Source organism: Gammaproteobacteria bacterium, from assembly GCA_016716465.1.
Taxonomy (GTDB): Bacteria; Pseudomonadota; Gammaproteobacteria; order SZUA-140; family SZUA-140; genus JADJWH01.
This window is the reverse complement of the sequence record JADJWH010000001.1, coordinates 448,781-471,585: the sequence shown is the minus strand read 5'-3', so window position 1 is coordinate 471,585 and position 22,805 is coordinate 448,781. Positions and strand designations below refer to the sequence as shown.

The window sequence follows — 22,805 nt, the reverse complement described above, 5'->3', positions numbered from 1 at the left end:
TTCCTCGCATACCGATTGCCGGATATGTTCCTTACGGGAATTTCCCATAGAATACCCGTGCAATATTTCGGTTTATTCAGGAGAGGTTTTGCATGTCGTACGATCAAACAGATACTGCCTTACTCGCGTCTTCCACGATCGCGGAGGAGCTCACCGCCGAGGAATGCAGGGCGCTCGCCGCCATCATGGGTGTGCGGCGCCTGCGGGATGGCGAACTGCTGGTGTCGGAAGGCCAGAAGGAAAACACCCTCTTCGTCCTGATGGATGGCAAGCTTGCGGTGATCGGGTCCGTGCTCGGACAGGAGATGGTGGTCTACACCATGAACAAGGGCGAGTGCGCCGGCACGCGCGCCTTCGTCGATCGCACGCCGCGCAAGGCCACCCTGCGCGCGGTCGGCGATGCCACGGTGTACACCATGACGCCAGCCGCGTTCGAGTCGCTGCTCGATACCCACCCGCATATCGTCTACAAGGTCATGCGCGCGCTGTTCCGGATCACGCACTCGAATCTGTTGCGCATGCGCGACGAGAGCCAGGAGCTGGTCAACTACGTCTCCAAGATCCACGGGCGGTATTGATCCCGCACTTCCACAGATTTGGAGACAGGGCGAGTTGTCAGACATAGCCCGCCCTGTCTTCCACTAGCCGGAATTCACCCGCTTCATGAAGCGCCCGATATCCGCGATAAAACGGGCATGCGTGCCGTCGCCGATCAATTGTCTGGCATCCCACGCCTGGACCGAGAAGGTCACCTGATTGCCCCCAACCCGGGTGACCTCGGCGCGCGGGCGCGGAACGTTTGCCCGAATGCGGTGGCGGCCAGGTGCTTGACGGAGATAGCGCTACCGACCGAAGACTGATCAGCGGGAATCGGCTGGCTAAGCGTATCCTGACTATGGTCTTGACTGAAGACGCGGATTCTCTCCGGGCGTGGTCCCCGACTTGGTGAGTTCGAACAGCATGGCGTGAGTCCCATTCGATACGATGATGAGCAAAGTGTCGTCATCCGGAATCAGTGATGCGTAACCGGTATAACCGACGCCCGCGAATGGAGAACATGCATTCTTCTTCTGATCTACCAAAGCCAGCGTCGCGCCATAGATGTTGTAGCGCTCATCCAGAATATCCAGGTTCCCGCTATAGAGACAGCCACTGCTGTCAGATGCCCCAGTGAGAGTGCCGTTGTCATCGATAGGGAACGCCAGGGTGTACCGCGGACGGTCGACGGTGTGCTCCCACAGGTATGCGGTCGATGCCAACGCCGAATTGCGCTCGTAAGCGACATCTAATGTAAAACTGACTGTTTTGACCTGAATGCCCGCGCGTATATTCAGAACCAGTCTCGTCTCGTCGAGGCGGGCGCCGTCGATCGCGACCTGCGCCAGCGGTGTCAGTTTCTCTCCAGACAGGGTATACACATCGACGCTTCCCGTGACGGCGCCCTGGCCATCGATGTCATAGGAACCGTCATAGATCAATTCGCCCTCGCTCATCATGATGCGGTTTGCGCGCAGGATCGCGATAATATCGGTACTCGTCTTGTCCTGCGTTTCGCCGCGCCATAATCCATCCGGGAGAATGCCCGCAGGCACATCGGGAAAATCGCCCGGAGCCCCGGGATCAGTGCGGGCGGTCAACTCCTCGGCATTGCTGAATCCGTCCGCATCAGAATCGGCATAGCTGTACTCATCCACGTTCAACGCCAGGCTGCCGCCGGCGCTCACCATCACCGGCGCGCTGACCCAGCGTGCCAGTTCCCAGGGCTCCGCATCCTCCCGGACGAACTCGGCATCAAAGTACACGAACATCACGGTAAACGTATGCTCACCTTCGGGAGCAACAAACTCCAGATCCACGGCAGAAACATCCATGTCAATGTCATCGCTAAACCAGGGGATTACCCCATCGTCCATATATACGTTTACCTCCAATACACCCCCGGCAGGCAGATTCATTAGTCCTACCGGCAACGGGACGCCGGGAGAGCGCGCTTGCGAGCCTCCGTTCGTCTCGAGACAGCCTGTCACGGCGCAGACAATCAGCAGCAAGAACAAACACGTCTTCCAAAGGCCGTCCCGCATTGTTTCGCTCTTTCAGAAATAAAACCGCTAAGGAACAGGGGCTGAGATAGTAACCGTGCCCGTGCCGCCGCTTCCAACGACACCGCCATTGCTGCCGTTGCCGCCATCGTCCGACCCGGCGCTGGCCAGAGCCGCCACTGCCACCATTCCCAACCCGATCCACACCCACTTGTTGACTCCACCTTTCTCCGGCGATGCCTCATCCTGTCGCGCCATGTCAGCCGGCGCCCCAGAATCATTGCCAGAGTCACCAGATGTCGCCGCCATCATCGCCGGCACTGTAATCACATAGGGATCCTGCAATTCATCAGGCAAAACGGCGTTGCCGGCCTCATCGATGGCCTGGATGTAATATTCGATGCGCGGTCCCAGGGTATCGGGCAGGTCGGCTGAATAAATGTCGCTACCCATCGTCTCCAGCATTTCCACGCGCCGGTATTCGCTGTCACCCTCTACGCGGTAGATCAAGGTGACTTCGCTTACCCCCACATTGTCCGTCACGGTTGCCTGGATCCTGAGAGGCATACCCGTCGGCAACTCCGTCAGTGGGGTATGCCTGATCTCGGGGGGTAGCACATCACTGTCGGGCAAACCAATGGCCCTGCCGCTGGAAATACCAGGGAAAAGGAGGGAAAAACTGAGGTACACCGCCACCACAGGTCGGATTGACCGCATCAGTGACATGGCTCACTCCTACTTATTTCATGAGCCATGGTACCCTTTAGCTAATATTTGATCAATTGGTTACAAATAGTACCTCATGTTATTTCTAATAATAAGGGTATAAGGGGGAAACCCGCTTGCCCTGAATGCCATTATGCGAACCCGCCCTTCGCGAAACTGCCCGACCGGGTTAGAGAGATCCCGCGCCGGGACAGAGCGGGTCTATATAAAAAGTGGCAATGGCATGCATGCCTAGAAGCGGATCATTGGCATCCCCACACCGTGGCGCCGGGGCTCGGCAGGGAGAACTCGCCGGCGCATTTCTGAAATCCGAAGCGCCGGGGAATCTGCACTCCACGCAGACCGCCAAGCTGTTCCGTTATCCCCGCCTGAACCTGCGCACTGGGGTGCCGATCTCGTCGATGCATCGCGCATTACCGCAGAATGGCACGCCCATTACGGTGTGGTGACATCACCCCGTCAGGGCAGCCAGCGTTTGCCGTTACCACACACTCGACTGCGCTGCCGGACGGCACACTGCAGTAACACCCGGCAGTCTGGCGACAGGAAGGATTCGCGGTTTCATCTTTGTTTTCAGGTGGGAGGAGCCTCTCGATCTCCTGTGGATCCTCGGTGTAGGCGGTGATACCGGCCTAGTCGTCGCATTCCCGCCTGCCACCACTCTGCGCCCTATCTGCGCGCCTTTACTCCCACTCGACTATATATAAGCCATTTTTGTCTTCTATATTCAATGTCTTATTTTACTTCTAATTGGTAATACCATAAAAAATACCCCGCTCAAAAAACCTTACATTATGTTCGGTAATAATTGCCGATTGAACACTGACTCTCAGCAGATTAGGCAACCTTCCGAGCTTTGACTTCCAGGCCTATCCCCTCCTGCTCCTGCAGGCAATGGAAAACACGAAAATATTGCTCGCCCGCGTATCCCCTTTTGTCCCAAACACACGCATGAGACTCTTGCTCGACTTGTCGAAGACACGGGCGAGAGAGTTCTCGAACCCGATGGCCCCATCGATATGGTCACGCAGCACTGCATTGCCTATATCGACATCACCAGCGATAGGTAAAAGGAAAAGTGGTCAACCACACCAGCATCAAGACGAAAAATACTTATGTCCCCTTTTTCCGTCCCCTTTATTGCACAAGGTTCTCTTCCCGCCACACCTTGGGTACTGTGCCGGTCCAGCGTTTGAATGCGCGATAGAACGTCGAAACTTCGGAATAGCCCAGCAGGAACGAGATTTCCGCGATGGGTATGTTTCCTTTCGATAACAGGGATTTCGCCTTCTTCACCAGCACTTCGTCACGAAGCTTGCGGAAAGTCGTATCCTGGTTTCGCAATTTCCTGTGCAAGGTGCGCGTCGTCATGGCAAGCCTGTCCGCGACATCGGCTTCCTGGCCATGTCCGGTAGCGAGACCTTCTTCTATCGCAATGCATACCCGTGGCAGAAATTCATCCTCCGAGGTGATCTGCCTGATCAAGGCGGCCGCATAATTTTCGAAGTCCTCAGACAAGTGCCGGCTTGAATCTGGCAACCGCGTTTGCAGGGTTTCCTTATCGAACAGCAATGCATCTTCATCAGCCCCAAAACAAACCGGGCAATGATAAAAATCCTGGAATGGCTGGGTATTCCTGGGACCCTGCCAGGTGAAATACGCCCTCAGAGGTGCCAGATTTTTACCGGTCAGCATGCGGCCCCATGCCAGCCAATGCGAGAGAAATGTTTGTACGACCTGTTCCCTCGGCCCGAACGGCGAAGGCGACGGATGGGTACAGATCTGGGCGACCAGCCCATCCCGTGATTCAAGAAAGAATTCAGAATACTTGTTAACGATACGAATATAGCGCTCAGCCCGGTAGAGCATATCCTCGAATGTCGGACTCGAGCGCAGCAAAAATCCCCAGAACCCGAGGCCTTCGAAAGGCAGATTGGTACCCAGTTCAAGACCGATGGTCTCACGTGAAGTTGCCAGTATGCGTTGCACCAGCCGAACCTGTTGACTCAAAGGTACCAGGCCGTCGGGATCGTCGGGGTCAAGATCGGGAAAATAGTCCTCGAAACGCAATTCGATACCGATGGTACTGGCCGCGGTATGCAGCGCCAACACCGACCTGGCAGACACTTTCTCTTCACCGGCTCCTTTCATCGCACGTCCAAATTGTCAGAAAATGCCAAGACTTTGTCTTCTTCTGTGAAATACCGGCCAGTCTTCATAGCTTACGCTGAGCCCGTACAAATATAGGAGAAGACCATATGAAGAAGCAATTACCCAGTACCCTGGTCGTCGGCGCCGGACCGGTTGGCATGGCCGGTGCGCTGGAACTGGACCGGCAGGGTATTCGCGTCAGGATCATCGATAAAAACGAGCAGCGAAGCACGCTGAGCAAGGCCGTGGGTATCAACGCCAGGACCCTGGAGCTGCTGCAACCCAGCGGTGTTTCCCAGGCGTTGATCGCCCGAGGTCTGCGGATATACCGCGTTAACATGCGATATGGCGACAGGATACTGACCACGGTGGACTTCTCGAAAATGAACCACCCGTTCAACTTTATGCTGTCGCTGCCACAGGATGAAACCGAGGCGATTCTCGAAGAAGCCCTGCAGGCTCGCGGCATCTCGGTGGAAAAAGGCGTTGAATTCGCCGGCTACGATACGGATGGAGACAGTGTATCGGCGCGTATTCGCCGCAAGGATATCGCATCGACATTTGATGTCGACTACATCCTGGGCGCGGACGGCGCACACTCCTCGGTCAGGAAGAGCATAGGTCTGGATTTTCCCGGCAGGCCTTACGAGGACACCTGGAGCCTGGCCGATGTGCGCATGGCATGGCCGTTTGGGCATGGCGAGGCGCACCTGATCATGCGCGACGACGGCAAGGTGCTGTTCGTCATGTCCATGCCTGGTAACCGCTACCGGCTGATATCCAACCAGGGCAGCGTGTTCGACCTGCTGCCCGGGCGCTCGCAAATTCATGACGTGATCTGGAATACCGAGTTCAAGGTCAGCCTGCGGCAGGTCGAGGCATATTGCAAAGGATCGGTGTACCTGGCCGGCGATGCAGCACATATCCATTCTCCGGCCGGCGGCCGGGGCATGAACCTTGGCATCGAAGACGCCGTCGTATTCGCCCGGCGCCTGGCTGCCGGCGAACTGGAAGGTTACTCCGATCACCGCCATGCGGTCGGACAGCAGGTCGTGCGCGAAAGCGACAAGCAGTTCCGCATGGCGTCAGTCAGAAATCCGCTGGGCAAGCTGTTTCGGAACTTCATGGTGAGCAACGTCCTGGGTTCCGAACGGGTACAACGCAAGTTCAGGCGGCGCATGGCCGGTATCGACCATGTTCCAGCCTGAAAGTTATTGCGTTGATCAGTGATGCGAGATTCAGCGTCTGCACCAAAAGCGGAGCACGACAACATGGGATACACAAGCAGTGAACGCGACCACCAGAGGATACTTACACTGGCTCTACTGCTCGGAACATTCTGCATGCAGGCTGCCGAGGCCGCAGACGAGCAGGTGGTTGATACCTGGCAGTTTGGTACCGAACTGGATGTTCTGCCATTCCTGCTCGACGGCTACTACCTGTCGGCGACGGCCGGCCGCGATCACTGGCGCATCCGCTACGTGCGCACGAATGTCACGGCACCCGAGTTCGCCACGGCATCCGGGTTCGATAATAACAGGCTCGAAATCAATGCCGTCATCCTCGACTATTTTTTTGATGCAGGGAAGAGCGGCTGGTGGGTCGGACCCGGTATCGAGCGCTGGCAGGGTAAGGTTACTGAGGAATCCAGCGGTCTGCGCCAGTCGTACCGTACCGACATGCTCACGCTCGGCGGTGGCTACGTGTACTATGTCAGCGAGAGGGTTTTTCTCAATCCCTGGGTGGCGATTCACATTCCGGTCAGCGGTGATCGCGACGTGATGTTCGTCGACGACAATTATGAACTTCGAATCCTGCCGGAAGCATCGGTGAAGCTCGGAATTCGTTTCTAGGCAGCAACAGGACAGAAGCAGGTATTCATCGTGAGACACTCATCACCGAAAGAAGTTGCAGCGCAGTGGGTAGCGGCATACAACCGTCACGATGTCGAAGCAGCCATTGCGCTATATGATGAGCAGGCGATCAATATCCAGCAGCCGTGGCGCAAATCCGTCAGTGGCCGCGATACGATGCGCGCGATCTATATCCACGTATTCCAGGCTTTCCCTGATATCGTCGTCGATGCCGAACACGTCACAGCCGATGGCAACCGCGTCGCGATCGAATGGTGTTTCCGCGGCACGATGCGCGGCGAGTTCGCTGGCCACGCACCGACCAACCGTGCCTTCACGCTACATGGTTGTGAAATCTTCGAGCTAAGCGATGGCAGGATCAGCATTCAACGCGGCTACTGGGACAAGGCGACGATGCTCGAACAGCTTGGCATCAACACAAAGCGTCAATCCGGATAGAGGTGACGAGCGAAGAAAGGGGACGTAACAATTTTCTTCCCTCCGACGCCAACCAGTGCCAGATCTGGCCTACTCCCACTCTATTGTAAATGAGCCTTTTTTATCCTTTATATTCAATGGCTTATTATCCTGCTAATTGTTGATACCATAAAAAATACCATGCTCAGAAAATCCTTCAAAATACTCGAAATGTGCCGATTGAACGCTTCCACACAGCACCCCTTAGGCCACCCTCTATCACCGGGGCAAGACAAGCCGTGGTCGGATAGCCGAGAGATTGTGAAAGCGCATGGTCGGCAATCGCTCCGCTAAGCGAGACCTGACCCTCAGCGCTCTGCCACGCCTGAAAAAGTCGGAAGATTCCACTGCTTTTCGACAGACTCCGGGGATCATGACCGGAATGAGCGGTCACGATCAATCGAAACAGAGAGAAATATCGGCAATGGTGAGGATCTCGGTGACTGAACGCAGCAAAGCATGAAAACCATAATTTCAAGCCCAGGGAATTTTTTTACTCTTGACGGACAGCTTTTTAACGGGTGCCCCTATCTGACTCTTTTCCGGGGCGGACATTCCACCCACTGGATTGCGCGACCTTGCCCAACACATACTTGGTTCGACCACTCTTGTACTCCTAGTTGATTTTCTCCCTCCCATCCACATAGGTCGCCTTTACCGGAAGCTGCAACGGCTGGAAGATGTCGTGGAACTTGGGTAGATCGAGACGCTGCGGATGCCTCAGGAAACCTAGGTAAGCATCGGGGAATCGGTTCGCCAGGTGTCGATCTAGCAGGTCTATGGCCTCAGCATTGTCTGTCCACATGGCTGCGACATAACCATGGAGGTGGTCGATTGATGCCAGGAAGATCAAAGGGCTGTCCGCTCGTGAAGTACCGATCACCCACCCGTTATCCCGAATTCCCATAAGGAGGCCTGGCACACCCGACACCCCTCCGGCGGCGATTTCCAGATCGCCATCGAGAAATGCACAGACACCGCGTGAGCCGTGCAATCCCTCCGCGATCGCCCCGAATGCGGCAATGCCATAGGCGTCCGACATACGTTCGTAATCGAACACGAACATCGATGCCTGTCCTTCTTCATTTACAGATTCGGGTTGCTTTGAGTCTACACTGTCATCTTTCTTGAGCCTTGACCGCTTGCTGCTGATTGTTACCTGGCCATCGATCAGCCGGGCTTCGCCGACAGGCAGTTGATCACTTCCAAGCGTGCCGAGGTAACTCAGTCCATCCACTCGCACAAGGCCCACTGTGGCCCGTGTCAGTAACTCGACCAACTCTGTGTGATTTGCGTGCATGGCGATTACTATGGCGCGCGGTACGAACTGTGAATCCAGGTCGACCGTGGCGCCGTACTCCAGCAGGATCTCGGCGATCTCACGGTGTCCCTGCTGCGCCGCCACTTGGAGTGATGTGGCACCCCAGTTCGTCTGCATGTCGACGTTTGCGCCCTTCTTGAGCAGTTCGCGCACAATCCCTGTATGACCATTCTGCGCGGCTAGGTATAGCGCAAAATGACCTAACTCCGCCTGTGCATTCACATCGGTGTCGTGTGCAAGCAGCAGGTCGACGACTGCGCCATGACCGCCGGCGGCCGCACCCATCAGGGCCGTTACACCGCCACTCGTTTTGACGTTCGTTTTTGTGCCCTTTTCGATCAGAGCTCTGACCGCGCCGGCGTCTCCTGCGGCGGCGGCCAGATAGAGTAGCGAAACAGGCATATCGTCCGACTGTTTTTCACCCTCAACTTGTAACGTCGCCAGCTCTGGTGTGGCTATCTCGACCTGCTCATCAAACTCAACAGCAGAACTGACTTCGCTTTCTGGAGCTTCCGCGATCGCAATGGTCGCCGAAGCAGTTGTTCCTGGATAAACGTAACTCATAAAGTGCTGGACATAATGATCTTCGGGAAGCGATCCTATCCCGGGAAGTGTCCGTTTTTCTCCGCTGGCCATAGTGAGCTCGAGCGTCAGTTTTAAGATCCCCTTGGTCTGGAATTTCTGGACGTCCCGCAAGAGGATGACCTGTTCTTCAGGTTTAAACAAATAAAGGGCTTTTGACGTGAGCACAAAATCTTCTTCGTTGAGACCAACAAGAAATTCGTCCTCATCAAATGCCCGCAACCGATGTGCTCGGAGGATGTCCTCTTCGTATTGACGATGTCCATCGATAAATGCGCGTAGGGAATTGGTACGCGCCTCCTGAGCACAGACCTTATTTAAGGGATCGAGTTCGCCCGCCTTCCAAGCAGTATGTGTTTGGACCATCAATGATTCCAATACACTGTTTCCGGGTTGATAATCCGCATCCTCAACGTCCGGATCAGTGTGAACGGCTACTGGTGGCTGTTTCCCTTGCTGTGTGAGTGCAGCGATGGACATTAAGCGTGCTGGCAGTTTTTCATTTCCATCGATGAAGCAGGCGGGGAAGGACATGGCAATGGATTTCCCGTTTTGAAATCCCCTGACGACAAGCCTACCTTCATGATCTACTGAAACATTGGCGCGGGTGAGCACCATTTTCAGGACGGTGGCCTTGTTAAAAGCAGCCGAATTTATCCGCTCTGGGGAAATGCCGACTGTTCCCCCAAGATGCGCAATATAGAGATCGTGCTTTTCTGTAACCGCCACCAGACTCATAAGCATCGTCTCGCTATGCAACATATCCCCGAGAATTCCGCCGAAAAAGCGGCCGGCCCAGAGATTGACAGTCTGGGACGCCTGATGACCTAATGACGTCCATAGGCCCACGCCGTAATGTTTCCATTCTTCGCCACTGGCAATTGCATCAAGCCATGCACGTATTTTCTCATTTGTATTCCTGATTTTCAGGCGCTCTGCTTGCTCCTCGTCGCGCTTCATCTCCTCATCGGCTCTATCTCCGCAGACCGAACACAATCCATCGCCCCGAGCGCTCAAAAAGCTGTACTGTGCACTGCATTCCTTGCACTTTGCCAGACTTTGTCTCCGCTTCCGTGTCACTGAACGGAGGCCCGAGAACGCAAGGCCTACACCCGTAAGGAATAGAAGTCCGAGAAATAACCCTCCCAGGATCATTAACTCAGAGTCCGCCGTGCGGTACCCGTACCAGGCCAAGACAACAGCACCTACTACGATCATCAAGCCTAAGACGATGTCGAATGTGATGGGGTCGAATGTAATGTCGCCCGAAGCCTGATGTGACTGCATGTTTCGATCGGGGGCATCCGGTGTTTCGCCTGACGCCTTCGTTGCCACCGAAAACTCTCGAACCTCGGCGGCACAGGACGGACATAAACCCCAATCAGTCTCATTCACCGAGACGGTCATCTTCCACAGGGCCTCTAAGGACGTGTCTGCCGAAACCATGTCCTGTATGACCCGAGGCAGGTGTTTTGGCACAAAGGCTTGCTTGGACAGGGTTGACATCAGCGAGGATGGAAATCGCTGCATAGCTTCGGCCGGGAGGTCGTTACCACAGATATCACAGGTACTCATGGCGGTTCTCTTCTGAGATCAAGATGCAAAATCACTTGAAACATATGACTTCTTGCCGCACGGGGTCTCAGCTGTAGTTCGACGAGTTGCCAAATTGGCTCGCCCGCGCCGTAGCGTGGGGATGCTGGCCAGAACCTGACACAACAAGGACTCAAGCCGGCCAGGTCGCTTCGGGAAAATCGCGATAGAGCTGCGTTGCTGCGGTGCGAAAGTCGCGGTGATGCGACGCAATGCTCTCCAGCATGGCTGCCGACTGGTCGAAGCCCAGAACGTATGTGGCAATGGTAGTCGCGAGCAGTTCACGTTCGCCGATCGCCAATTTGTTGCCGTCCTCGTCGAACACCTGGAGTTGGGTGTGCTTCGTCTTCTTGATCGCGATCAGCCAGTCCTGAAAGTCGGCGTTCGTGAAGTCGCCGGCACTTTCGAGCACCAGCCCGTGGAGTTGCATTTTGATTTCGCCATCGCTGTTCCGGTCAAGCCCGGTCACAGTCGGCAGCAGCAGCCGCGAATACATGACGGGAAACGTATCATAAGCTTGGACCTGCGTTCTAAGCTCAAAGAACCCGGCCTCGATATTCGAGGGCATGTTGTTCAGGCCATCGATGCCGTCTGGAACGACGGCGGCCACAACAGCCATCCCGTTGATCGACCAGAACACGAAACTCCCGGGCGACGGCAGCGCATCGGCCGGATCGAAAACATTCACGCGTCGATGGATGCGCATGCTCCCCTCGCCCAGGCTCGCAGCGAGCTGTTCGGTTGCTTTTTCGTCGATGGACGCGCCAGAGCGCGGCCATGTCGTTCGATCGATCACGCGGCGCTCGATGTCGGACATCTGGAACCCGACGGTTCCGCTCTTCGACGTCGGATCCGCTTCGATGGGATCGATCGCGGGTTCTCGTAGCGCCTGCTCGGGGGGACTGTCGCAAGACGTGCCTGTCGTACCCGGGGCGAGCTTTCTTGTCCCGGCCACCGCAGGCTTACCCGGTTCTAACAACCTACCAAGATGGCTGCGCGGTGCCTCGATGGCCTGAAACAGGATGACTTGACCCGACGTCGGTCGCCTCAGGTTCTCGAAATCACCCTGGATATACTTCTTGACCACCTCATCAGCCACGCCCAGTTCATCGAGGGCGATCGCCATGGAGCCGACAATATCCGCCAGACTCTTTTGGTCGTAAATCTCGTCAGCCGACCGAATCTGCGGCATCCGCCACTGGTCTTCAGTGAACAGCCGGACTTCGACGCCTTTGAGACCTAGCTCATCGAGTAACTTTTGTTTCCACTGACCCTCACCGGACAGATCGCCGATAAACTCTGCCTGGCCGCCCGGTGTCTCTTGCGGCTGCAGAAAGAAGGCGATGATGACCGTGATGTTGCCAGGAATCAGAAAATCGCCGGCTATAGGGGTGTTGGAAGTGCTGAGGCTGTCGGAAGACTTGACAAAGAACGAGCTGACGTTTGCAGCAGGTGAAGTAACCGGGGTAGCAGCGGTTGTGAGTTCCTGCTTATCGCTTGTGTCTGCAAACGCGAGAACGATACCAATAACAAATCCGGCACCGAGGCCACCAAGCGCGATCCACCGCATCCCCGACCAGGAGTAGATATCACTCAGATCAAGCTCATCGGTGAAGGGCGCGGCGAGCGTTCCGAATACGTAAACCAGCAGAATGATGACAATCGACCCTAGCAATATACCACCGAAGAAAGCTGCAATGCGCTCGCTCGCGGCTTGACTAGGCTGGTTGTTTCGAGTGGGCGTAACCAGAGTTCTGTTTGACTCCTTCGTTGCTGCAGAAAATTCTCGAACCTCGGCGGCACAGGACGGACATAAACCCCAATCAGTCTCATTCACCGAGACGGTCATCTTCCACAGGGCCTCTAAGGACGTGTCTGCCGAAACCATGTCCTGCATGACCCGAGGCAGGTGTTTTGGCACAAAGGCTTGCTTGGACAGGGTTGACATCAGCGAGGATGGAAATCGCTGCATAGCTTCGGCCGGGAGGTCGTTACCACAGATATCACAGGTACTCATGGTGGCTCTCCACTGATGGTGTTAATCGGAGAGAGTATAAAACGGATCGCGGACGTCGAAGAAATCTAGAAATGATTCCGACGGATCAGGCATCGCGATTCTCAAGACGGGCTTGCATAGCGGGCTCGTCCGGCGCGCCTCCGAGACCACTGGCAATGATCCGTTCACCACTCTTCAAATCTACTATGACTCTGAAAGTCAGTATCGGCCAGGCAAATAGTCGACGTTTTCTAGAATATCCACCAATATCGTCCAGGAGAATTGACATTGCATTTGGAGTAAACAAATAAAGGCATCTAGAGGTTAAGACATACGATTGTTTTTCCCAAGCGACGAGGACCTCATCATCGTCAAACGGCCGAGCTCTAAACGCGCTTTCGATTACCTCGAAATTTTGAATAACAGAACTTCTAATCAGCTCGAAAAACGGTCCTCGGCCCACACCCTTACTTGTTCTGTAGATTAGTCGATCGAAAGTCAATCCCAAGCCGCTACATTTGGCCGGTGGTGCCAAATTAGAGAAACCCAATCCTGCTCTAACGGGCCCAGACACGAACATAGTGTCGACAGTATTCAGGAAGGTCTCATTAATCTCCGTTACGTTTCCCGTCTCAATGGCCAGCTTCTCCATGGCCGGATATATTCGTTCCAAAAGCAGGTTTAGCTCCATCTCAGCGACCAACTTCGCGTGCTCGCCAATTGCGAATAGGTTTTTTCCGACGTTTCCACTTGCAAGAATTCGATCTTTCAAGTAGCACGCAGCCGTTTCTACGACTGACTCAGCAGACAAGTCCATTGCGATTGATGAGAGTTTTCTGTCGAGGCGCGATAGCTGCAAAGCCGCCTTCGCCGAATCATTCTCTGGGGGATCTTGCAATGCGCAGCCATAAAGTAGGAAAGCGACGCTAGTCCGTCGTGTCCATCCCTCTGGTAACCGCGGATATTGCCTAAACCCCTCATACTGATCGGTTGAAACTTTAGCGTCGAATGATATGTATCCCACAATCCGTCTCCTTTCGCGGCCGAAAATAGTGCCCCCTTATTACGAAACTGCTTGGTGTAATGTTAGCGCAAGACGAACACGCGCGCAGTTCGGCCATCTGCTTTGGGGGTCAGTGGCTCATCAATGGCAATGAACTCGTAGTATTGGGATTCACTCATCGCGATTCACTTTTCTGCGAAGCGAAGTCGCTCCATAAGCCCTGCCAATGAAATGACTCTTATATCACTACCCACAGGAAACTCATCCTCGCCACCATAAAGGATGTACTTATGCATTGCGCCAACATCATCACAAGTCTGGCTATAATGCTTACCAATTTTGGGGGCAACCCCATACTTAATCTCGACGGCCCAAATTTCAGACGAAGGCATCTTGATCACCAGATCGATCTCCGCACCAGCAGCTGTCCGGTAAAAGTAGGTTTCTGTAGGGCTGGGCAGGATAGAATGAATGTTCTCGATGACAAATCCTTCCCAGCTTTTTCCCAACACTGGATTAGACAGCAGCTTATTTTCGTGGTAATCGGCAATACCATGAAAAATGCCATGCTCAGAAATTGCTGCTAATACTCACCAGAAATGTCGAGATGCCACCCCCCATGCTGTGCTGCAGGCTTCGCTACATCATGATTCCAGTCGCGCCCAAAAACTTTTCTTTCGCCCATGCGCCGAGTGCAATTGCTGCACGAAGGCGTGATGTCTTGGCAGTGGTTTGAATTCCTTGATCCGCTTCGCCAGCGCTTCCAGCTTTTTGTAATACCGTGCACCATGGCCGTACGCCTTGCTGCGCCCATGTGCCAGGATATTCAGCAACAGGGCGCGGTAGCACGCTGTGGCCGCCATACTGCAATCCGTTTTTTCAAACGCCTTGGCCAGCCTCAACAGACTGTCATAAAAACACCCCGTCAATTCCTGGTTCCGGCCTAAAACCAAAGTCTGGACTCGCTCCGTTTGACCCAGGTTCAATAACAGATCCGCGCTCGATAGAATATTGCCTCCCTGTTCGGCTTGTTTGATTGCTGAACTACACGCTTTCTCTTTCTCATCGTCGTCCGAGGCCTCCAGATATCGCGTGAAACTGGCGTAGCTCTGCTCGCTTTGAAACAGCCAGGAACGAATCACTTTAAGCTGTTTCCGGTCGCCCGTTTCAACACAGACATTGTCCAGTTTATCGCTCAGCTGCGAGATCTTGAAATCTCAGCTGTGATGCCAGCCAGTGCCAGACATTGCCTGTGAGTACCAGTCACTCCCACTCTATTATAAATAAGCCTTTTTTATCTTTTATTTTCAATAACTTATTTTCCTTAAAATCGGCAATACCACGAAAAATACCATGCTCAGAAAATCCTTCAAAATGCTCGAAAAAGATGCAGATTTAGCGCTAGCAAACAGCCGACCCCTCTACCTAAGCGGCAAGAAAGCCCTATAGAGTTTTACATTCACCGAAATGCTGACCCAAGTCGTTAGTATGGGCAACACAGCTTCACTCGAACCGGTAAACAATTTGCGAATAAACATAGATAGTATCACCGGTATCCGGGGCATTGGGGGCATCCTTAAGAAACTCACCTTTCATCAAATAGGCCCCGCCCAGTTCCACTTGCCATTGTGCGGCAACATTTAATTGCCAGCGTGCCTCCAGTTGTTGGCCAACAAAGCGACCACTGTTTCCACTAATATCTCGCAAGCCAGCTGCCGTTAGACCGTCCCGTTTTTCCGCAAGCCAGAAAGCGCGATATCCGACAAACGCCCGAACTATGTCGGTTGGTGCGAATTCCCACTGCAGTCCGGGTGTAATAATATTGCCGCGAATAATTGGCCCATAGATTCCCGTTGGTCCGAAGTCAAATCGTCGCGCACCAAACAAGGTCACGAAGCGATTGCTTTCATTGTCGGTGGGATTTTTGTCACCGCTGGCGTAATCAAATTCCACTGTGAGTCTGGATTGCCAGGTATCATCGAATTGATAGCCGAGGTGGCTGTGTAGGAAACTGGCACGGTGATCGAGATTGTTGGTATCCGTTGGCGCCGCGCTATTGCGAGACTCGCCAAACTGATAAGCAGCCTCCACTTCGTAATCCCAGTGTCGAGCTGAGGGTGCTCGCCACCAGCGCGCCCCAAGCGTATAAAAGTCTTGATTATCTGTGGCGAGACCGCCCCCATCGCGTTCCTGCAAGGCAAACCAAAATAATTCCAGATTCGCTACCCCAACTTTACCCGCACCGTCCAGCCCCCAGAATCGCACATTGCGAAATTCCTCATCAAATTCTATCTCGTTCGCGTCCAACTCATTTCGGGCATTGGGTTGTCGCTGTACCGGCAAGGTGTAGTAGGCCTGCCAATGCCAACTGGTCTTCCAGTCCACATGTACGCCAGTAAAGGCATTGATCGTATTGCGAAAACGATTGCGCGCCACAAATCGACGGCTGCCAATATCCATGGTAAAGCGCCCCGCTTTTACGGCAAATGCATCGCCGCTATTCGTAGTCCCCTGCCAACCAAGATAGGCCTGTAAGGGCTCGAAGGCGTTAACATCATCAGTACCCAAAGGTGTGTCACTGTCGTCCAACCAAGCACGAGAATCCTGAAGTTCCAGCTCGCTAAACCCGTGCTCTCCGCGCCCCTTTAGACTTAGCAGCAAACGCGAGACCAGTATCTGATCGCTGCCGCTGGCGTTTGCACGAAAGGGTTGGTCAAGAGACTCATAGCGCAAGCGGTAGGTACCATCGAGACTCCATACAGGGCTTTCTTCAGCCATGCTCCTGGGTGGGGCACCTGACAGTAGCAACAGGGTAAGAACTAGCAATCGGTGGGCTTTGGCGGGCAATCTACAGGTCTCCCTTTTTGTGACGGCAGGTGTACGCCAAGCTCGCGTGGTTGGGTCGCTCGGATTTGTTGTGATACGTTATATACTGTCTTATATAACGTATCGAGGCAACACTTGCCCCGGCTATGACCAACCCTGTTGCAATGAAATGACCTGTTGCACCGGAATAAGGAGAAACTCCATGCGTCGATTTAACCGTTTGATTTCCATCTCGTTAGGCTATCTGCTGCTATTAAGCACCGCCCAGGCCGAAGAGATTCATGCCGCTGTTGCCGCGAATTTCACGGCTGCCATGAACGATATCGTGGCACAGTTTAAAAAAAGCTCGGGGCATAAAGTGACCTTGTCTTTTGGTTCATCAGGCAAAATCTTTGCGCAAATTCAATACGGTGCACCATTCCAAGTATTTTTATCGGCTGATCAAGCGAAGCCAGAGGCATTGGAAAATGCGGGGTTAAGTGTGCCTGGCAGTCGCTTTACCTACGCGGTGGGTGCACTGGCACTCTGGTCTACCAGGCCCGGCTTTACGAATGATGATGCTCGCTTAAAAAATGGTGACTTTAACAAGTTGGCCTTGGCCAACCCAAAACTTGCGCCCTACGGTGCTGCTGCAGTGGAAGTATTGGAATCACTCAAGCTTAAACAAGCCACGGAGCCCAAATGGGTGATGGGAGAAAACATTGCGCAAACCTATCAATTTGTTGGTTCGGGGAATGCCGATCTGGGGTTTGTGGCGTTGTCGCAAATTATGGACAAGGGCGAGATAAAAGAAGGGTCTAGCTGGATCATACCCACCGAACTTTACAGCCCGATCCGTCAAGATGCCGTGCTGTTAAACCGCGCGAAAGACAGCGCTGGCGCTAAAGCCCTGCTGGCGTATCTACGCAGCGAGGAAGCTCATGCCATCATTCGCACCTACGGTTACACCACAGAATAGGCCCGCATCGTGTTTTCTGAAGCGGACCTCACGGCAATCTGGCTAACACTTAAACTGGCCACCACGGTGACAATCTTGCTGTTGTTCATCGGTACGCCTATCGCTTGGTGGTTGGCGCGCACTCGCTCCTGGTTAAAAGGGCCGGTGGGCGCTGTGGTGGCACTGCCACTGGTATTGCCACCCACCGCGCTGGGTTTTTACCTGCTGGTGGCCATGGGACCGCACGGATTTATCGGTCAACTGACACAGCAATTCGGTATGGGAACCTTGGCCTTTACATTCTGGGGGTTGGTGTTGGCCTCGGTATTCTATTCGCTGCCGTTTGTGGTGCAGCCGATACAAAATGCCATGCAAGCACTGGGTGACCGACCGCTAGAAGTGGCTGCGACACTTCGAGCGGGCCCTTGGGATCGGTTTTTTACGGTGGTGGTGCCTATGGCCAAACCCGGTTTCATCACTGCCACTATTCTCGGCTTTGCGCATACCGTGGGTGAGTTCGGAGTGGTCTTGATGATCGGTGGCAATATCCCTGGGCAAACCCGCGTTGTATCGGTTCAAATCTACGACCACGCGGAGGCGCTGGAGTATGCCCAGGCCCATGTATTGGCGGGCAGTATGGTGGTCTTCTCGTTTCTGGTGTTATTGGGGCTGTATGGATTTCAACAGAAAAACCCTTTTACGGGGTTTAAATAAATGGCTGAAGACGATCCTGCGGTGGGCACGATACGAATAAACCCTGAGCCTAGGCTGCACGCGCAATTTCGTATGTATTACAGCGGTTCCGATCCGTCGGCCTTAGCACTGGATATCGATTTGACGCTGCCGGGCGATGGAATCACCGCCATCTTTGGTCAGTCAGGTTCGGGGAAAACGACCTTGCTGCGGTGCGTGGCCGGGCTGGAGCGCGCCCAATCAGGGCGCTTAACCGTCAATGGCGAAGACTGGCAAAGCGATACCCTGTTTCTGCCTACCCATCAGCGCTCTTTGGGTTATGTCTTTCAGGAATCCAGTCTGTTTCCCCATCTCACTGCGCAAGGCAATTTGAATTACGCCATGAAGCGATCCGGCATTCCGAGCGCAAATGTTTTATTCGATCAAGTGATCGCACTCATGGGGATCGAACAGGTGCTGGCTCGCTGTCCACATCAGTTATCCGGTGGCGAGCGGCAACGGGTGGCCATTGCCAGGGCACTCCTCATTCAACCTCGATTACTGCTGATGGATGAGCCTCTGGCTTCCCTGGATACCGCCAGAAAGCAAGAAATATTGCCCTATCTGGAAAGGCTCAGATCAACCTTTGATATGCCGATACTGTATGTCAGTCACTCCCTTGATGAAGTGACGCGCCTGGCAGACCATGTGGTGGTACTTGGACAGGGTCGCGCTGTCGCCCAAGGTCGTGTTAATGAGGTTTTTTCCCGTATCGATGTGCCTCTGCCAGTGGGCAGTGATGCCGGTGTTGTCTGGCAAGGACAGGTAAGAGAGCGCAACGAGCAATGGCACCTGGTACGGATTAGCTGTGCAGGCGGTGACCTTTGGGTGCAGGATATGGGAGATGTCATAGGCCAGAGTATTCGGGTGCGGATATTGGCCAGGGATGTCAGTCTGACCCTGAGTTGCCATGAGGACTCCAGCATTTTGAATCGGCTCCCGGTGAACGTCCAGGAGATAGCCACTGACAGCGACACTGCTTTGGCGTTGGTACGATTACAAGCCGATGACGACTTTGTAACCGCACAATTGACCTCTCGATCCGTTGATTACCTGAAGTTGGTGCCTGGGCAACGGCTATGGGCACAAATTAAATCCGTTGCCATCTTGCGCTAAACACGTTTGCGATTAATCGTCTTTTAGCAATATCACGCTGGGTGCCTTAAACAAGGCGCAGGCCTTTTCACCTTCTTTCAATCCCAGATCAGTCGCGCTGATATTGGTGATAATGGCGCAAACTGATTTACCGCCGCCGACATCAAGAGTGACATCGGTATTTACAGCCCCGGCTACTAAACGGGAAACCTTGCCAATGAATTTGTTGCGCGCACTGGTGACAATAGTGGTGTCCACGCTCACGATGACTGACGAGGCTTTGATCAAGGCAATCACGTCACCATTTTCCTCGAGTCCAAGTCGCTCAACACTGTCTTGCGTAATAATGGCGATGATCGGTTGAGCAGTGCCGATATCGATTTCAATTTCCGCATTCACTGCACCAGGCGTGATCCGACTAATGGTGCCACGGAATTGGTTTCTGGCACTGGTTTTCATGCTTTCGCTCCTGATGAAACTAGCGATATCGTTCAACGAGTGGAGTTTACTGCCGAGACGCTCAATGTATTTTTGATGCTCATCCTGCAGAGACTGAAACCCTTCGAGAATCCTTTGCCCCAACGCCGTCACTACGGTGCCCCCTCCGTGTGCGCCACCAGCTGATCGCGTTACTAACGGCTGACTGGACATATTATTCATCGCATCAATCCGATCCCACGCCGTTTTGTAACTGATACCGATAGCTTTTGCGGCTTTAGAAATTGAGCCGCAATCGTGGATCGCTTTCAGCAGCTCAATCTGCGTTGAAGCAAAGGATTGTTTATTGCCAGTGAGCAGAAAAACATCGCCCTTAAGTTGGCCTTTCACAGATTTCTTGCTTGCCACAACTTTTCTCCAACGGCCAAACGCCAAATGCCTGTCAGTGCCAGACGTTGCCTGCCAGTACCAGTCACTCCCACTCGATTATCAATAAGCCATTTTTATCTTTTATTTTCAATGGCTTATTTTCCTGATAATCGGCAATACCATGAACAATACCATGCTCAGAAATTACGAAGGATCAGCCTAAATAAATTCTTTCCATAAGCCCTGGCAGAGAAATAATTTTCACATCATTACCCACAGGAAACTCATCCTCACCACCGTAAAGGATGAATTTGTGTGTTGCACCAACATCATCACAGGTCTGGTTGTAGTGCTTGCCGATTTTTGGGGCAACCCCATGCTTGATCTCTATGGCCCAGATTTCAGATGACGGCATCTTGATAACCAGGTCAACCTCTGCGCCGGCGGCTGTACGGTAAAAATAAATTTCTGTGCGACTCGGTAATATCGACAGAATATTTTCAACGGCAAAGCCTTCCCAACTCTTGCCCAAAACCGGATTAGACAGTAACGCATCGTAGCTGTCGATACCTAGCAAGCGGTGCAGAATACCGCTGTCGCGAACATAATAGCGGGGTGATTTTACTAATCGCTTTTTGACGTTGGCATGCCAGGGCTCAAGACGTCTGACCAACAAAAGATCCGCCAGAATATCAATGTAATGACTTACCGTCTTGGCATCGACTTCCAGGTTTGAAGCCAGTTTGGAATAGTTTATGGTTTCACCTTGCAAATGCGCCAACATCGTCCACAGTCGGCGCAACCTTGCTGCGGGGACACGGAAGCCCATTTGCGGTATGTCGCGCTCAAGATAAGTACGAATCAGGTTTTCAAGCCAGTCCATGGCCACGTCATCACCTGTGGCCAGATAGCTGTCGGGAAAGCCTCCCCGCAGCCAAAGGGTCTGCCGATCCGCTTGCTTACCATCAATTTCAGCAACGTTAAGCCCCCCCATCTCGAGATAACTAATCCGACCTGCCAGGCTTTCCGAAGACTGACGCATCAAATCCATGGATGCCGATCCAAGCAGCAAAAACTGACCTGCTCTACGTCCCTGCTCCCGGTTTTTATCGATCAGACCTCTTAGCACGGGGAACAATTGTGGGCTTCGCTGTATTTCATCGAGGATAACCAGCTTATCGGCATGGGCGCTTAAAAAACTGCTGGGGTCGCTGAGCTTAAGCAAATCCTCGGGGGCTTCCAAATCGAGGTAAATTGAGTTGATGTCTTTAGCAATGGTTTTTGCAAGTGTCGTTTTGCCTACCTGACGCGCACCAAGCAATGCGACCGCAGGCACTTGTGCGATCATTGTCTGAAGTCTTTCTGTAATTCGCCGCCTTAACATACCACGCATTTTGGGAGTCTTACTCCTTATTTGCAAGGTATATAAGTGATCAACCGGGCTTCAGTGTCCTACCAATGCCTGTTACTGCCAGACATTGCCAACCAGTGCCGGTCACTCCCACTCGATTATCAATAAGCCTTTTTTATTTTTTTTATTTTCAATGGCTTATGTGCCTGTATATCGGTAATACCATGAAAAATACCATACTCAGAAAATCCTTCAACTCACTCGAAAATAATGCAGATTGAGGACCGCCACTTTATGCAAACTGGAAAAGACCCGCATTCAGCAATACAAATTGCGATGTTTTCAAAGATACCGGTAGCGATGGGGCTCAGTGTACTGCAATTCACGAGGCATCAGTGACCAAATGCAGAGACATAAATGACCGGCCGCGGCAGCGGATTCTGGTCCGTAAAGCGGCGACTGGCTCGCGTATCTCACACATCTCTAAGCAACCGACCGCTGAGATGGACCGCCCTCGCCGGCCATCATTGTCCGGTGGAAACTGTTACCGGCAACCGGATCATTGGCGCAAGCCTCCGCTACCAGCGCCATCAGCCGGAGAACACGCCGCTCTACCCCATCGTCGAACAGCATCTTCCGGCCCTGCGGGATGAATTGCAGCGGCAAGAGGTGCCACTACCTCGATTCGTGCTGACCGAATTCCAGGACTACCTGCGCTGCGGACGACTTGAATACGGGTTCATGCGGCACGTCCGTGTGCCGCACCCTGCGGGCAACCTTCGGTCGTGCAAATCGGCAATCCTGCCGATTAGTCATCGCCCGCCTTGCTGCGCTCATACCGCGCCCACGTGTCAACCTCACCCGCTACCACGGCGTCTTCGCCCCAAGCTCACCGATCCGGACCTCATCCGCAAGATCCTCGACCACGTGCAAAAGCGTGCACCACCAACACTACCGCCACGACGCGCACCTTCCGATACAACCTATCCCGATCTGTTTGCCAAACGCCAATAAATCCGAGGCGACTGTCACAGCTGGGCGTACCATTTCTAGGCTTCCCGGTTCACCCCTACACCCGTACGACAACCGCTAATAACGCCGTGCGATCTCCGACCCATCCCGATAGATGAGGATCAACTGGCCCAGCGATGCCCGCTACGCCAAATCCTCCCATACGACTAGCAACACGGGAAAAGACACGTTATTTTCCCTATTCGCTTTGAAAATGACGGGTGAGAGAAAAGGCACCAGGTACTGGCTCAACCTTTAAGATTCGATTGGAGGACCATTTCTTCAGTCCTGAACCCCGAAAATTT

General features: G+C 53.6%; 17 protein-coding genes and 2 pseudogenes. 8 read left to right on the top strand and 11 right to left on the bottom strand.

Features of this window, described 5'->3' with window-relative positions; all coding sequences use genetic code 11:
- Positions 1-92: 92 nt before the first annotated feature.
- Entirely contained in the window at positions 93-578 is a 486-nt protein-coding gene (locus IPM20_02195; protein ID MBK9130442.1) for a cyclic nucleotide-binding domain-containing protein, read from the top strand.
- A gap of 315 nt (positions 579-893) precedes the next feature.
- Here IPM20_02195 and IPM20_02190 read toward each other — a convergent pair whose 3' ends face one another.
- The 3 genes from IPM20_02190 to IPM20_02180 all read right to left on the bottom strand — a co-directional run bounded on the left by IPM20_02190 (position 894) and on the right by IPM20_02180 (position 4,916).
- Positions 894-1,871 (bottom strand): hypothetical protein, encoded by a 978-nt coding sequence (locus IPM20_02190; GenBank protein ID MBK9130441.1) that lies wholly within the window; start codon positions 1,869-1,871, stop codon positions 894-896.
- A 237-nt stretch (positions 1,872-2,108) separates the two neighbouring features.
- Positions 2,109-2,765 carry a hypothetical protein gene (locus IPM20_02185; protein ID MBK9130440.1) on the bottom strand — a complete coding sequence of 219 codons (657 nt, stop codon included), beginning with the start codon at positions 2,763-2,765 and terminating at the stop codon, positions 2,109-2,111.
- A 1,137-nt stretch (positions 2,766-3,902) separates the two neighbouring features.
- Positions 3,903-4,916 (bottom strand): AraC family transcriptional regulator, encoded by a 1,014-nt coding sequence (locus IPM20_02180; GenBank protein ID MBK9130439.1) that lies wholly within the window; start codon positions 4,914-4,916, stop codon positions 3,903-3,905.
- 107 nt (positions 4,917-5,023) lie between these two features.
- Here IPM20_02180 and IPM20_02175 point away from each other — a divergent pair, with 107 nt between their 5' ends.
- The 3 genes from IPM20_02175 to IPM20_02165 all read left to right on the top strand — a co-directional run bounded on the left by IPM20_02175 (position 5,024) and on the right by IPM20_02165 (position 7,228).
- On the top strand, positions 5,024-6,124 hold the full coding sequence (locus IPM20_02175; GenBank protein ID MBK9130438.1) for an FAD-dependent monooxygenase: 1,101 nt from the start codon (positions 5,024-5,026) through the stop codon (positions 6,122-6,124).
- A 135-nt stretch (positions 6,125-6,259) separates the two neighbouring features.
- The gene (locus IPM20_02170) at positions 6,260-6,769 is read left to right on the top strand and encodes a hypothetical protein (GenBank protein MBK9130437.1); all 510 of its coding nucleotides are present in this window, start codon (positions 6,260-6,262) and stop codon (positions 6,767-6,769) included.
- 30 nt (positions 6,770-6,799) lie between these two features.
- A complete protein-coding gene (locus tag IPM20_02165; protein MBK9130436.1) occupies positions 6,800-7,228 on the top strand; it encodes an ester cyclase in 429 nt (142 codons plus the stop codon).
- Between the two features lie 634 nt (positions 7,229-7,862).
- On the opposite strand, the gene IPM20_02160 is transcribed toward IPM20_02165, so the two are convergent.
- From IPM20_02160 to IPM20_02135, 6 genes and pseudogenes are all read right to left on the bottom strand, one after another.
- Complete coding sequence (locus IPM20_02160) at positions 7,863-10,724, bottom strand: ankyrin repeat domain-containing protein (GenBank protein MBK9130435.1); 2,862 nt, start codon at positions 10,722-10,724, stop codon at positions 7,863-7,865.
- A gap of 151 nt (positions 10,725-10,875) precedes the next feature.
- On the bottom strand, positions 10,876-12,759 hold the full coding sequence (locus IPM20_02155; protein MBK9130434.1) for a hypothetical protein: 1,884 nt from the start codon (positions 12,757-12,759) through the stop codon (positions 10,876-10,878).
- An 85-nt stretch (positions 12,760-12,844) separates the two neighbouring features.
- Entirely contained in the window at positions 12,845-13,762 is a 918-nt protein-coding gene (locus tag IPM20_02150) for a hypothetical protein (GenBank protein MBK9130433.1), read from the bottom strand.
- A 164-nt stretch (positions 13,763-13,926) separates the two neighbouring features.
- Positions 13,927-14,268, bottom strand: a pseudogene (locus tag IPM20_02145) (DUF4143 domain-containing protein).
- Between the two features lie 117 nt (positions 14,269-14,385).
- Positions 14,386-14,883: a hypothetical protein gene (locus tag IPM20_02140; protein MBK9130432.1), complete on the bottom strand. Its 498-nt coding sequence runs from the start codon at positions 14,881-14,883 to the stop codon at positions 14,386-14,388.
- Between the two features lie 361 nt (positions 14,884-15,244).
- The gene (locus IPM20_02135; protein MBK9130431.1) at positions 15,245-16,519 is read right to left on the bottom strand and encodes an alginate export family protein; all 1,275 of its coding nucleotides are present in this window, start codon (positions 16,517-16,519) and stop codon (positions 15,245-15,247) included.
- Positions 16,520-16,769: 250 nt separating this feature from the next.
- On the opposite strand from IPM20_02135, the gene modA reads away from it, so the two are divergent.
- From modA to modC, 3 genes are all read left to right on the top strand, one after another.
- The gene (gene modA, locus IPM20_02130) at positions 16,770-17,525 is read left to right on the top strand and encodes a molybdate ABC transporter substrate-binding protein (GenBank protein ID MBK9130430.1); all 756 of its coding nucleotides are present in this window, start codon (positions 16,770-16,772) and stop codon (positions 17,523-17,525) included.
- Positions 17,526-17,531: 6 nt separating this feature from the next.
- A complete protein-coding gene (modB, locus tag IPM20_02125) occupies positions 17,532-18,218 on the top strand; it encodes a molybdate ABC transporter permease subunit (GenBank protein ID MBK9130429.1) in 687 nt (228 codons plus the stop codon).
- A 72-nt stretch (positions 18,219-18,290) separates the two neighbouring features.
- On the top strand, positions 18,291-19,352 hold the full coding sequence (gene modC / locus IPM20_02120; GenBank protein MBK9130428.1) for a molybdenum ABC transporter ATP-binding protein: 1,062 nt from the start codon (positions 18,291-18,293) through the stop codon (positions 19,350-19,352).
- A gap of 12 nt (positions 19,353-19,364) precedes the next feature.
- Here the strand turns inward: modC and IPM20_02115 are convergent, their stop codons facing one another.
- A complete protein-coding gene (locus IPM20_02115) occupies positions 19,365-20,177 on the bottom strand; it encodes a TOBE domain-containing protein (GenBank protein MBK9130427.1) in 813 nt (270 codons plus the stop codon).
- A gap of 175 nt (positions 20,178-20,352) precedes the next feature.
- Positions 20,353-21,522 carry an ATP-binding protein gene (locus IPM20_02110; GenBank protein ID MBK9130426.1) on the bottom strand — a complete coding sequence of 390 codons (1,170 nt, stop codon included), beginning with the start codon at positions 21,520-21,522 and terminating at the stop codon, positions 20,353-20,355.
- Between the two features lie 781 nt (positions 21,523-22,303).
- On the opposite strand from IPM20_02110, the pseudogene IPM20_02105 reads away from it, so the two are divergent.
- Positions 22,304-22,381, top strand: a pseudogene (locus IPM20_02105) (transposase).
- Positions 22,382-22,805 lie beyond the last annotated feature (424 nt).

Coding starts and splice junctions, on each gene's coding strand:
- IPM20_02195 (MBK9130442.1), top strand. CDS start 93: ATGTCGTACGATCAAACAGATACTGCCTTACTCGCGTCTTCCACGATC.
- IPM20_02190 (MBK9130441.1), bottom strand. CDS start 1,871: ATGGATGTTTCTGCCGTGGATCTGGAGTTTGTTGCTCCCGAAGGTGAG.
- IPM20_02185 (MBK9130440.1), bottom strand. CDS start 2,765: ATGTCACTGATGCGGTCAATCCGACCTGTGGTGGCGGTGTACCTCAGT.
- IPM20_02180 (MBK9130439.1), bottom strand. CDS start 4,916: ATGAAAGGAGCCGGTGAAGAGAAAGTGTCTGCCAGGTCGGTGTTGGCG.
- IPM20_02175 (MBK9130438.1), top strand. CDS start 5,024: ATGAAGAAGCAATTACCCAGTACCCTGGTCGTCGGCGCCGGACCGGTT.
- IPM20_02170 (MBK9130437.1), top strand. CDS start 6,260: ATGCAGGCTGCCGAGGCCGCAGACGAGCAGGTGGTTGATACCTGGCAG.
- IPM20_02160 (MBK9130435.1), bottom strand. CDS start 10,724: ATGAGTACCTGTGATATCTGTGGTAACGACCTCCCGGCCGAAGCTATG.
- IPM20_02155 (MBK9130434.1), bottom strand. CDS start 12,759: ATGAGTACCTGTGATATCTGTGGTAACGACCTCCCGGCCGAAGCTATG.
- IPM20_02135 (MBK9130431.1), bottom strand. CDS start 16,519: ATGGCTGAAGAAAGCCCTGTATGGAGTCTCGATGGTACCTACCGCTTG.
- modA (MBK9130430.1), top strand. CDS start 16,770: ATGCGTCGATTTAACCGTTTGATTTCCATCTCGTTAGGCTATCTGCTG.
- modC (MBK9130428.1), top strand. CDS start 18,291: ATGTATTACAGCGGTTCCGATCCGTCGGCCTTAGCACTGGATATCGAT.
- IPM20_02110 (MBK9130426.1), bottom strand. CDS start 21,522: ATGTTAAGGCGGCGAATTACAGAAAGACTTCAGACAATGATCGCACAA.